10 protein-coding genes, 1 tRNA gene and 1 pseudogene are annotated in these 12272 nt (G+C 67.8%); 8 read left to right on the forward strand and 4 right to left on the reverse strand.

The features are described from left to right. Positions 1-111: 111 nt before the first annotated feature. From BM140_RS19345 to BM140_RS19360, 4 genes are all read right to left on the reverse strand, one after another. Positions 112-1443, reverse strand: coding sequence for a Tad domain-containing protein (locus BM140_RS19345; RefSeq protein WP_091950149.1), 1332 nt, complete (start codon positions 1441-1443; stop codon positions 112-114). 193 nt (positions 1444-1636) lie between these two features. Continuing rightward, complete coding sequence (locus BM140_RS19350) at positions 1637-3022, reverse strand: pilus assembly protein TadG-related protein (RefSeq protein ID WP_091950122.1); 1386 nt, start codon at positions 3020-3022, stop codon at positions 1637-1639. 249 nt (positions 3023-3271) lie between these two features. Next, positions 3272-3874: a TadE/TadG family type IV pilus assembly protein gene (locus tag BM140_RS19355; RefSeq protein WP_425287071.1), complete on the reverse strand. Its 603-nt coding sequence runs from the start codon at positions 3872-3874 to the stop codon at positions 3272-3274. A 107-nt stretch (positions 3875-3981) separates the two neighbouring features. Further along, a complete protein-coding gene (locus BM140_RS19360) occupies positions 3982-4575 on the reverse strand; it encodes a TadE/TadG family type IV pilus assembly protein (RefSeq protein ID WP_244535512.1) in 594 nt (197 codons plus the stop codon). A gap of 502 nt (positions 4576-5077) precedes the next feature. Here BM140_RS19360 and rpsA point away from each other — a divergent pair. The 8 genes and pseudogenes from rpsA (at position 5078) to BM140_RS19400 (ending at position 12255) form a co-directional block, all read left to right on the forward strand. Continuing rightward, a complete protein-coding gene (rpsA, locus tag BM140_RS19365) occupies positions 5078-6790 on the forward strand; it encodes a 30S ribosomal protein S1 (RefSeq protein WP_091950124.1) in 1713 nt (570 codons plus the stop codon). 399 nt (positions 6791-7189) lie between these two features. Beyond that, a complete protein-coding gene (sppA, locus tag BM140_RS19370) occupies positions 7190-8158 on the forward strand; it encodes a signal peptide peptidase SppA (protein WP_091950126.1) in 969 nt (322 codons plus the stop codon). A 45-nt stretch (positions 8159-8203) separates the two neighbouring features. Further along, positions 8204-8512 carry an integration host factor subunit beta gene (ihfB, locus tag BM140_RS19375; RefSeq protein WP_056246699.1) on the forward strand — a complete coding sequence of 103 codons (309 nt, stop codon included), beginning with the start codon at positions 8204-8206 and terminating at the stop codon, positions 8510-8512. Between the two features lie 202 nt (positions 8513-8714). After that, on the forward strand, positions 8715-9080 hold the full coding sequence (locus tag BM140_RS19380) for a LapA family protein (protein ID WP_091950129.1): 366 nt from the start codon (positions 8715-8717) through the stop codon (positions 9078-9080). Positions 9081-9100: 20 nt separating this feature from the next. Further along, on the forward strand, positions 9101-9748 hold the full coding sequence (locus tag BM140_RS19385; protein ID WP_091950131.1) for a phosphoribosylanthranilate isomerase: 648 nt from the start codon (positions 9101-9103) through the stop codon (positions 9746-9748). A gap of 118 nt (positions 9749-9866) precedes the next feature. Further along, the gene (trpB, locus tag BM140_RS19390) at positions 9867-11108 is read left to right on the forward strand and encodes a tryptophan synthase subunit beta (RefSeq protein WP_091950133.1); all 1242 of its coding nucleotides are present in this window, start codon (positions 9867-9869) and stop codon (positions 11106-11108) included. A 120-nt stretch (positions 11109-11228) separates the two neighbouring features. Next, positions 11229-11305: transfer RNA gene (locus BM140_RS19395), tRNA-Met, on the forward strand. A 159-nt stretch (positions 11306-11464) separates the two neighbouring features. Then, positions 11465-12255 (forward strand): annotated as a pseudogene (locus BM140_RS19400) (IS5 family transposase). Positions 12256-12272 lie beyond the last annotated feature (17 nt).

Below are 12272 nucleotides of genomic sequence, written 5' to 3' on the forward strand. Positions count from 1 at the left end.
GTTCGAGTCGTAGGGCAGGCGCAGCACTCAAGGTGATTCCGGAAGGGTCCGCCCCCTTTGCGGGGTTTTCGATGCGGAAGGGCGGGCGACGCGCTGCGCCACCCGATGCGGTCACTGGCTCAGGAGCAGCCGTCCGGAAAGCGGGCCGACACCTTTGGGAACCGGCACGCTGGTGCCCGAATAGTTAGCATTGAGGTAGAGGTTCGGCCCCTCGTAGAGATTGATCTGGCGCGCCACGACGACGGTGTAGGCCGACATGTCGGCCACCGGCTTGGAGGCGTCGATCACCAGTCGCCCGTGGGGCAGGTGGATGGTGCCGAGAATGTTGCGGGCGTTGTCGCTGATGATCCGGTAGATCCGCAGGGGCTGCGGCATCAAGCCGGGCGGCAGAGGAGTCGGGGTCACGAGGCTGGCCCCGGATGTCAGGGCATTCAAGAGAAGGGCCGGGTCGAGCGGCGTGCCGACGTTGGACGCCTCGGACATCAGCAGACCGGCCATGGGACCGGAGTTCGGCGCGCTCAGGCTGATCGTCGTGGCCCGATTGAAAAGGAGACCAGACCGGTCGCCGATAAAATACAATCCGACATCGGTTCCTTTCAGCTGAGCCACTGCATCGACCAGCAATGGGCCGTCCTTGAACACGTAGATGCCTGGCTTCATGTTGACCACGGCGTTACCGGTGATGAGCAGGCCGCCGCAGTAAGTCCCCGGCTCCAAGGTTCTCGAATCGATCACGATGTTGATGCCGACGGACAATCCGCCGAGCGCTTTCACATTGTTCAGCAGCGGTAGCTTGATGCACTCACCGACGGTCGGCGGCGCGCGATCGCGCAAGGGATCTGGAATGGCCGGACAGCCTGTCTGCGGGTTGGGCGTGAAGTTGGCGCGCTCGTTCCTGAAGCCGCCGGCCGAGCAGATCGTCTGCGCACGGGCGAGCGCATTGTCTCGGCCGACCATCCCGCCCGCATTCGATGAGTTCGAGTAGAGAGCGCAGTCGTAGGCAGTGACCTGAGCGTTCCGCTCGAGCGCGAAGGCGCCGACGGTCGCCGGATCGAGCGCGAGCATGCACAAGCGCATCTTGCCCACGATCCGCGCCTCGGCCCGCGCCGAGATGGCCATCGTTCTCATGCCGACGAACGGCCCGAACATCAGCTTGACGCTTTGCTCCGCCCGCGCCGTCACGCTGGTCTTGTCGGGCGCAACGGTGACTTGGATCGCGACCGGCGAGGCGGAGCTTGCCTTGGCTTCGGTCTGGATCGTCTGCGTCGTCAGGCCGACAATGGATTCGGTGTTGGACACCACGAGCTTGAGGGCGTTGCCGCCGGCCATCACGCCGGCATCGACCGCGCTCTGGAGGTTGCTGCGGGACGAGACGAGGTGCGCGTAGTCGACCGCCCCGCCGACCATGCCGACGAGGGCGGTCGCGGCCAGGCCGAAGATCATCGCCACCGATCCCCGATCGTCGCTCCGCAGACGACGCATCCGAAGCCATCGCGCGGGTGCCTTCCCCCGCGCGTCGTCCGTTCGTGCCGTCATCGTCACTGTCCGTTCCGCCTCCATCTCAGCGGAACGTATCGGGCAATGAAACTAACATATATTTATCGCCGGCCGTCAAAACCGCAGCGTTCCCGTAAAGTCATTGACTGAGCAGCAGGCGTCCGGAGACCGGACCGACCCCCTTCGGCACCGGCACGCTGGTGCCTGAATAGTTGGCGTTGAGGTAGAGATTCGGCCCCTCGTAGAGGTTGATCTGGCGTGCCACCACGACGGTGTATGCGGACATGTCCGCGACCGGTCGTTGCGCATCGATCACGAGGCGTCCGTGCGGCAGGTGGATGGTGCCGAGCATGGTGCGGGCGTTGTCGCTGATGATGCGGTAGATCCGCATCGGTTGCGGGGCGGCGATCGGCGGCGGGGTCGGCGTGATGGTGTCGCCGAGCAGAGTATCGACCTCGACGGCCGGGTCGATCGGCGCGAAGACGGTGGCGTCCTCGGACATCAGCACCCCGGCCATCGGCCCCGTGGTGGGGGCGGCGAGGTTGATGGTGGTCTTCTTGTCGAACAGAAGGCCGGCATTCTGGCCGGTGAAGTACAAGGCGACATCGGTGCCCGAGAGCGTCGCCTCCTTGTCGACGATCAACGGGCCGTTCTTGAAGACGTAGATGCCGGGCTTCATCGTCACCACGGCTTTTTTGGTGATCTTGAGCCCGCCGCAATAGGTGCCCGGCTGCAGGGTCACGTTCGTGGGAATGACGTTGAGCCCCTTGCTCGGGCCGGTGGCGATATCGATTACCTTGAGGATTGCGGCGAGCGAGGTGCACGGCCCGATCTGCGGAGCCGGGCGGTCACGCAACGGATCGTTGATCACCGGGCAGCCGGTCTGCGGATTGGGGGTGAAGTTGGCGCTCAGGTTCTCGAAGCCGCCCACCGAGCAGATCGTCTGCGCGCGCGCCATCGCGGCGTTGCGGCCGATCATGCCGGACTTGTCCGACGAGTTCGAGTAGAGCGCGCAGTCGTTGGCGGTGACCTGGGCCTTCTGCTGCAGGGCGAAGGCACCGGCGGCGGTCGGGTCGAGGGCGAGCATGCACAGGCGCATCTTGCCCACCACGCTCGCCTTGGCCTGCGCCGAGATCGACATCGTGCCGAGACCCACGAGGGGGCCGAACATCAACTTGATGCTCTGCTCCGCCCGCGCCGTCACGCTGGTCTTGTCGGGCGCGACGGTGACTTGGATCGCGACCGGCGAGGCGGGGTTCGCCCGGGCCTCGGCCTGGATGGTCTGCGTCGTCAGGCCGACGATGGACTCGGTGTTGGAGACCACGAGCTTGAGGGCGTTGCCGCCCGCCATCACGCCGGCATCGACGGCACTCTGGAGGTTGCTGCGGGACGAGACGAGGCGCGCGTAATCCACCGCCCCGCCGACCATGCCGACGAGGGCGGTGGCCGACAGGCCGAAGATCACGGCGACCGATCCCCGATCCGCAGCGCGCAAACGCTGGCCGGCCGCCCACCATTCGCGCATTCTCGCGTTAATTCGAACCACCTTCGCCGCCATCGCGACCGTCAGCCCCGCGAACTCCAAGCCTTAAGTTTACTCAAGGCGGTCTAATAAGAAAACGATCAGACGGGCCTCGGGGCCGTGCCGATACATTCGAATTCTCATCGTGATGAAGGCTTCATGAAATGCGGATTGGCGTCTGATCGCTTCCATCGGCGATGGGGCCTGGGCCCGATTGGCTTCACGCGAGGGCCGGACAAAGCGACGGGCCGATCAGCTCCGGCAGGGCTTTCCGTTGGGCAGCACCACTTCGGGCTGCCCGTTGTAGGAGACGCCGTCGCGCACCGGCCAGACCGCCTTGCCGGTGAAGGTCAGGTTGTTGAGGATGGGAAAGAACGAGAACAGCGGCCGGTAGGTCAGCTGCGTCTCCGCCATGACGAAGCGATCGCCCTTGAATCCGGTGCCGGAGGGGGGCGGTCCGAGATCCGAATCGACCGCGCGGGCCGGCATCCCCTGCTGAACGCTGGAACAGACCCGGGCGACGAAGTCTTGGCCGACTTGGTAGACCCCGCCCGCGGTCAGACGGATGCCGAGACCCGCCACGCTGTAGGGGGCGGCCACGAGGGGGGCTGCGGCGTAGACATCGTCGATCCGGGTCTGGTCCTGGCGGGAGATCAGGTCCGCCATGGCGGTGGTCGCCTGCGACAGGCGGTTCTGCGTCGCCACCGCCCGCGGCATCTCGATCGCCGCCACGAGGAGAAGCATCAGCATCGGTGCGACGAAGGCGAACTCGACCGCCGTCGCCCCGCCCTCGGCGACGGCAAAGCGCGCGAACGCCCATCGACGCGGCCTTGGCGCCGGATCGCCCGGTGGCACCGGCGCTGCCCGACGCGTCGGCGGTTGGCGCTCGGACCGAGGGCTTGGCGTATCGGGCCGGATCGGCTTCTTTCCGAAAGCCGGCTCCCACTGTCCGGGCCGATGCTCTAGCACGCGCGTCCCTCGAACCCTTCGGTGCGGAAGATCATCGTGGAGGTCAGCAGCTGGCGCCGCTCGGGCATCGATTGGCCGGTGAAGTCGAGGAAGTAGAAGGGACGCAGGACCGCGACGGCGGCCCGCAGGCTGACGACGCTGCTGCCGTTGGGACAGTCGAAGCGGGTGCCGAAGCCCGCGGCCCATTTGTGGTTCTCGGAATCGTACGGAGCCGCGATCTGAGACGGGCTGAAGCTCGGAGTGCTGACGAGGTCGATCTTCACGTCCTCGCAGCGGAACATGTTGAAGCCGCCGCCGCACATTGCCGAGAGAAGCTGCTTGGACGGGCCTTCGCTCGTGGAGCCGCCCTGAATCACGCCGATGCGCAGGAACCGCGTTCCGCGCTCCACCGCCACGTCGAGGCGATGCTGAGCGTAGACGAGAAGCGAGGCCTCCATGATGACGGCGATGAGGGCAAAGAGCGGCAGGGCGACGAGGGAGAACTCCACCACGGCGATGCCCCGCTCGTCGCGGCGCAGGCCCGAGAGCCTCGTGGCGATCCCGGTCCTGGCGCGGGCGGCGCTTGCTATGGTGTGCTGCTCTCCCACGCTGTCCGGTCTTCGTCGTGCTTCGCAGCCGCCCGTCGGGGGCGGCAGAGGAGGGGACGGCCGGGGCCTTCGGGCACCGCGACCGTCTTATCAGCCTAGCGACACCCTCTTTACGCCGGGTGAAACCGATGCCCGGATTTTCGGGGCGTCTCGCGACAGGATCGGAAACGACGATTGCCGGAAGCCCGGCCCGAGACGGGAGGGAAGGCGTTGCCGCGACGCGCGTTCCGGCGTTGCGCCCGCGGGCCGGATCGGCTAACGCTGCCCCCGATTTCCCTCTCGGTAACCGTGCAGGATCGCCGGTGCCTCGCGCACCCCCGGTCCTTCCTTCGTTCCCGGCGGGGTCGTCGGCCCTCGGCCATCGCTTGTTCCAGCATGCGTCGGCCCTCCGCGAGGAGGTTGGCTCGACCGGATCGTTCCATCCGGCGGCCGGCGGTGACGGGGGTCCATGCCACACTTGCCGTCGGCGCGGCCTCCCGAGGGAGGCCATCTAGGAGAGAGAATGTCCGCTGGTCTGAACGTTTCCCAGCCGAGCCGCGAGGATTTCGCGAGCTTGCTCGAGGAGAGCTTCCTCAATCACGAGATCACCGAGGGTTCGGTCGTCAAGGGTCGCGTCGTCGCGATCGAGAAGGACGTCGCCGTCATCGACATCGGCGCCAAGACCGAAGGTCGCGTCGCCCTCAAGGAGTTCAACGGCCCCGGCCGTGACGGCGATCTCGCCGTCGGCGACGAGGTCGAGGTCTATGTCGACCGCATCGAGAACGCGCTGGGCGAAGCCGTCATCTCGCGTGACAAGGCGCGCCGCGAGGAGAGCTGGGTCAAGCTCGAGAAGGCGTTCGAGGCCAACGAGCGCGTCACCGGCACGATCTTCAACCAGGTCAAGGGCGGCTACACCGTCGATCTCGACGGCGCCGTGGCGTTCCTGCCGCGCTCGCAGGTCGACATCCGCCCGGTCCGCGACGTGACCCCGCTGCTCGGCACGCCCCAGCCGTTCCAGATCCTCAAGATGGATCGCCGCCGCGGCAACATCGTCGTCTCGCGCCGCACCGTGCTCGAAGAGAGCCGCGCCGAGCAGCGCTCCGAGCTCGTGGCCAACCTCGAAGAGGGTCAGGTCATCGACGGCGTCGTCAAGAACATCACCGAGTACGGCGCCTTCGTCGATCTCGGCGGCATCGACGGCCTGCTGCACGTCACCGACATGGCGTGGCGCCGCGTGAACCACCCGTCCGAGGTCGTGACCATCGGCCAGACGGTGAAGGTCAAGATCATCAAGATCAACCACGAGACGCACCGCATCTCGCTCGGCATCAAGCAGCTGCTCGCCGATCCGTGGGAGGGCATCGCCGCCCGTTACCCGGAGGGCGCCAAGCTCAAGGGCCGCGTGACCAACATCACCGATTACGGCGCCTTCGTGGAGCTGGAGCCGGGCATCGAGGGCCTGATCCACGTCTCCGAGATGAGCTGGACCAAGAAGAACGTCCATCCGGGCAAGATCGTCTCCACCTCCCAGGAGGTCGAGGTGCAGATCCTGGAAGTCGATTCGGTCAAGCGCCGCATCTCGCTCGGCCTCAAGCAGACCCTGCAGAACCCCTGGGATGCCTTCGCCGAGAAGCACCCGGTCGGCTCCGAGGTCGAGGGCGAGGTCAAGAACAAGACCGAGTTCGGCCTGTTCATCGGCCTCGAGGGCGATGTCGACGGCATGGTCCACCTGTCGGATCTCGACTGGAACCGTCCCGGCGAGCAGGTGATCGAGGAGTACAAGAAGGGCGACATCGTGCGCGCCCAGGTTCTCGACGTGGATGTCGAGAAGGAGCGCATCTCGCTCGGCGTGAAGCAGCTCGGCGGCGATCCCTTCGCGGAAGCCGGCGAGATCAAGAAGGGCCAGATCGTCACCTGCGAGATCGTCGAGGTGAAGGATTCGGGCCTCGAAGTGAAGCTCGTCGACACCGACATGCAGACCTTCATCCGCCGCGCCGAACTCGCCCGCGACCGTGCCGACCAGCGCCCCGAGCGGTTCGCCGCCGGTGAGAAGGTCGATGCCCGCGTGGTCCAGTTCGACCGCAAGGCCCGCCGCGTGCAGGTCTCGATCAAGGCCCTCGAAGTGGCCGAGGAGAAGGAGGCGATGGCCCAGTTCGGCTCGGCCGATTCCGGCGCCTCGCTCGGCGACATCCTGGGCGCCGCCTTCAACAAGAAGAAGGGTGGCGACGAGGAGTAAGACGAAGCGCCCCGGAGTTTTCCGCTCCGGGACCTTCCTTCTCGCGTGACCGAAGGCCCGAGGAGCGGAGACCCGCTTCTCGGGCCTTTTTTGCGTGTTCGCCGCTTCGGCACCCCTGACACCGGCCGTCCGCCTTCCCGCGATCCTCCGGCCTGCCGTCCCCAACCCCTTGCCGCCCCAGGCTCGGCGGGTCTAAACACGGCCGCAGGTTGGCGAACCCGCCCGAATCCAGGCGCGACAAGGACTTGGCCGATACGCGGCCGGGGCCGGCGCCTCGATAATGGATACGGTTCGCCCGAAGGACCAAGTGCGGTTCGTCGCCCCCCGTCATAGGCTCGCGGGTGGCGAATCGAAGAAAAGCGGCCCGTCGAGGCCGAGCGCCAGGGAGTGGACCGTCGGATGGCCGCAGACGCCGAGTTCCTGATCGACCGCCGTCGTCTGCGCCGCAAGCTCACCGTCTGGCGAGTGGTCGGCGTCGGCGCCCTCATCCTCGCGGTCGGCGCGGTCGGCTACCGCGCCCGTGTCGGCGAGGGCCGGTTTTTCGCGGCCAACCAGGATCAGATCGCCCGCATCTCCATCGGCGGCTTCATCGCCGGCAGCGAAGCGACCCGCAAGCTGATGGAGCGCGTCGGCAAGGCCGATTCCGTGAAGGGCGTCGTCCTGTCGATCTCCTCGCCCGGGGGCACCACGACGGGCTCGGAGGAACTCTACCGCAACGTCCGCGCTCTCGCCGCAAAGAAGCCCGTCGTGGCCTTCGTCGACGGCACCGCGGCGTCCGGCGCTTACATCACCGCCATCGCCGCCGACCATATCGTCGCCCGCGAGACCGCGCTCGTCGGCTCCATCGGCGTGCTGTTTCAATACCCCGAAGTCTCGGGCCTCCTCGACCGGGTCGGCGTGAAGGTCGAGACGGTCAAGTCCTCGCCGCTCAAGGCCGAGCCCTCGGGCTTCGCCCCGACCTCGCCGGAGGCCCGCGCCGCGCTCTCGGCGATCGTGATGGACACCTACGGCTGGTTCCGCGGCCTCGTCGCCGAGCGCCGCGGCATGGACGACGCGCAGCTCAACGCGGTCGCCGACGGGCGCGTGTTCAGCGGTCGCCAGAGCATCCCGCTCAAGCTGGTGGACGAACTCGGCGACGAACGGCAGGCGGTAGCGTGGCTCGAGAAGGAGCGGAACGTCCCGCAGAAGCTCCCGGTGAAGGATTGGAAGCCGAAGTCCGAGGGCGGGCTGACCCTGTGGTCGTCGCTCGGCACCGCCGCGGACCTCGCCGGGTTCGATGGGCTCGCCGCGCGCCTGCGGGCGGTCGGCGCCGAGACGACGGCCCTGGGGCAGGGGGGCCTGCTCGCCCTTTGGCGCCCGGCTCCCTGAGCCCACGCGGATGCCGCGCCCGCTTCGCACCCGGAAGGTTGCCGCATGATCAAGTCCGAACTCGTCCTCAAGATCGCCGAGCAGAACCCGCATCTCTACCAGCGGGACGTCGAGACCCTCGTCAACGCGATCCTCGACACCATCGCCGACGCCCTCGCCCAGGGCGACCGGGTGGAGCTGCGCGGCTTCGGCGCCTTCTCGGTGAAGCGGCGTGAGGCCCGGCGCGGGCGCAATCCCCGCACCGGCGAGTCGGTGGCCGTGTCCGAGAAGGCGATCCCCGTCTTCAAGACCGGCAAGGAGATGCGGCTGCGCCTCAACCGCGCCGGCATCGGCGAGGAGCGCGCGGAGGCGTAGCCTTCCGCCGTCTTCGCCCCGTGACGGCCGCGGTTGCGCGCCCTACCTCTGCCCTTGAACGCATCCGGCGGTACCGGTCGGAGGCGCCACATCTTTGATCGCGCCGTCCGAGCCGTCCTGGCTCCCGCGGCGGCCCGGCCCGGCGCCTGACCGGATCGGGCCGACCGGAGCGGCGGGACCGATCCGTCGGAGACTCGTCAGAATGATCCGTTTCTTCAAAGCCCTGGTGCTGCTGCCGATCGCGGTCGTGGTGGTGCTGCTCGCGGTCGCCAACCGGCAGGACGTGACCCTGTCGTTCGATCCGTTCTCGCCCGAGCCGTTGTTCAGTGCCGTGTTGCCGCTCTACGCGGTGCTGTTCGGCGCGGTGGCGCTCGGCGTCGTGGTGGGCGGCATCGGCAGCTGGCTCAGCCAGAGCGGCACCCGCGAGCGCGCGCGCTACCATCGCCGCGAGGCCGACCGCCTCGCCAAGGAGGCCGCGACCCTCAAGACCTTCGGCGCCCCCGCCGCCGAACCGAACTACGGCGTGGCCGGCACCCACGCTGCCCTGCCGGCGCCCGCCGGCCGCTGAGGCGCGAGAACGGCCCTCCCATGTCGCGCGTGAGCGTCAAGATCTGCGGCCTCGGCACCGAGGCGACGCTGGACGCCGCGCTCGACGCCGGGGCCGACCTCGTCGGCTTCGTGCATTTCGCTCGGAGCCCGCGCCATCTCGCCCTCGACGACGCCGGGCGCCTCGCCCGCCGGGCCCGGGGCCGGGCCGCGCGCGTGGTGCTTCTGGTCGATCCCGACGACGCTCTGCTTGCCGCCGCGGTCGAGCGGGTCGACCCCGACCTGATCCAGCTGCACGGCCGCGAGAGCCCGGAGCGGGTGGCCGCCATCCGCCGCGCCACCGGCCGCCCGGTGATGAAGGCGCTCGGCATCGCCACCGCCGACGATCTTTTCGGACTTCCCGCCTATGCCGCCGTGGCCGACCGCCTGCTCCTCGACGCCAAGCCCCCGCCCGGTGCGACCCTGCCGGGCGGCAACGGCGTGTCGTTCGATTGGGGCCTGCTGGCGCAGGCGAGCCTGCCTGCCGGCACCATGCTCTCCGGAGGGCTCGACGCAAGGAACGTCGCCGAGGCGCTCGCCCGCACGGGGCTCACCGCCGTCGATGTCTCCTCCGGTGTGGAGGTCCGCCCGGGCGAGAAAGACGTCGGCCGCATCGCCGCCTTCGTCGCCGCCGCCCGCGGCCGGGGCTGAAAGCGCTCTCCGGGTGTAAAGCGTTGCCGCGAAAGGCGCTGGACGCCGCATTGCAGCCGGCTTCCCATGGGTCTAGCACGCGGGATCGAGAATCGATGCCCGCCAAGGACCGCATCCCGTGACCGTGAACCCCGCACCCAACTCCTTCCGCACCGGGCCGGACGAGCGCGGCCGCTTCGGCATCTTCGGCGGCCGCTTCGTGGCCGAGACGCTGATGCCGCTGATCCTCGACCTCGAGAAGGCGTACGAGGAAGCGAAGGCCGACCCGTCCTTCAAGGCCGACATGGAGAGCTACGGCACCCACTACATCGGCCGGCCGAGCCCGCTCTACTACGCCGAGCGCCTGACCGAGCATTTTCGCAGTCAAGCGCCGAAGGGGAACGGCGCCAAGATCTACTTCAAGCGCGAGGAGCTGAATCACACCGGCTCGCACAAGGTGAACAACGTGCTCGGGCAGATCCTGCTCGCCCGCCGCATGGGCAAGCCGCGGATCATCGCCGAGACCGGCGCTGGCCAGCACGGTGTCGCCACCGCGACGCTCTGCGCGCGGTTCGGCCTGAAATGCGTGGTCTACATGGGCGCCGTCGATGTCGAACGGCAGGCTCCGAACGTCTTCCGCATGAAGATGCTGGGCGCCGAGGTGGTGCCGGTGCAGTCGGGCACCAAGACCCTCAAGGACGCGATGAACGAGGCCCTTCGCGACTGGGTCACCAACGTGTCCGACACCTTCTACTGCATCGGCACGGTGGCGGGCCCGCATCCCTATCCGGCGATGGTGCGCGACTTCCAGTCGGTGATCGGGCACGAGACCAAGCAGCAGATGCTGGCGCTGGAAGGCCGCCTGCCGGACTCGCTGATCGCCTGCATCGGCGGCGGCTCGAACGCCATGGGCCTGTTCCATCCCTTCCTCGACGACCGCGAGGTCGAGATTTTCGGCGTCGAGGCGGCGGGGCATGGTGTCAGCAGTGGCCTGCACGCGGCGTCTCTCACCGGCGGCAAGCCCGGCGTGCTCCACGGCAACCGCACCTACCTCCTGATGGATGCCGACGGCCAGATCGCCGACGCGCACTCGATCTCGGCGGGCCTCGACTATCCGGGCATCGGCCCGGAGCATGCGTGGCTGCACGAGGCCGGCCGTGTCACCTACCTTTCGGCGACCGATTCCGAGACCCTGGAGGCGTTCAAGCTGTGCTCGGCGCTGGAGGGCATCATCCCGGCCCTGGAGCCGGCCCACGCCCTCTCAAAGGTGGCGGAACTGGCCCCCACCAAGCCCGCCGACCACCTGATGGTGCTCAACCTCTCGGGCCGCGGCGACAAGGACATCCCGCAGGTCGCCAGGATCTTCGGCCAGACGCTCTGACCGCACGGAGGGGCCGGCAAAGAACCTGGGATCTCGGCGCCGCAGACCGTTGACACTCCCGGTCCCTTCTCCCTATACCGCCGCCCACCGGGGGACGCCGCAGGCGCCCTCCGCGACGGTGGCGGGGTAGCTCAGCTGGTTAGAGCAGAGGAATCATAATCCTTGTGTCGGGGGTTCAAATCCCTCCCTCGCTACCAAATTTATCCAACCCCGCTAAGCACTTAGCGGGGTTTTTGCTTGCCTTGCTCTCAGTGCGCTTCGGCTTTAAATCCTAGAACAGCGCCTAGGTCGCGTGGACTCTTGGGGTTCACGTTTGGTGTCGGGCGTGATTCGAGGCTGTCTTTTGGAGGGCAGCCTTGAGCATTCAGGATCGCTTGGTTCTCAGCGACGTGCAGTGGGAGCGGATGGCGCCGCTGATCATCGGCCGGCCCGACCAGCGCGGCTCGACCGGGCGTGACAACCGCATGTTCGTCGAAGGCGTTTTGTGGATCGTGCGCACCGGCTCGCCCTGGCGCGACCTGCCCGACGCGTTCGGCGAGTGGAACAGCGTGTTCCGCCGCTTCAGTCGCTGGAGCCAGAAGGGCGTATGGTGGCGCATCTTCGAAGCGATGTCGGACGATGCCGACTTCGAGTACCTGATCGTGGATTCCACCATCGTCCGTGCCCACCAACATGCGGCGGGGGCGAAAAAAGGGGGGCTGGAGATCGCTCCTCGTCCGAGCCGGCGCCCGACCAAGCCCTTGGTCGCTCGCGCGGCGGCCTGAGCACCAAGATCCATCTGGCGGTGCGCGGGCTCGGCTGCCCGGTGCGGTTTGCCCTCACGGCCGGCCAGAAAGGCGACGCACCGCAGGCCGAGGCGCTGCTGAAGGGCCTGCCGGCAGACGTGATCCTGGCCGATGCCGCCTACGACAGCGACCGGCTGCGCAAACTCATCTCCGACAAGGGCGCCAAGGCCGTGATCCCGAATAACCCTTCGCGCGCCACGAAGTACGACCTCGACAAGGCGCTCTACAAAGAGCGCCATCTGGTCGAGTGCTGCTTTGCCAAGCTCAAGCAGTTCCGTCGCGTGGCCACCCGCTACGAAAAGACCGCCCGCAACTACGCCGCCGTCGTTACCCTCGCCGCCATCGTCCTATGGCTCCGGTAACTGTCCACGCGGCCTAG

It is taken from the genome of Methylorubrum salsuginis, from assembly GCF_900114375.1.
In the GTDB taxonomy this organism is placed as follows: domain Bacteria; phylum Pseudomonadota; class Alphaproteobacteria; order Rhizobiales; family Beijerinckiaceae; genus Methylobacterium; species Methylobacterium salsuginis.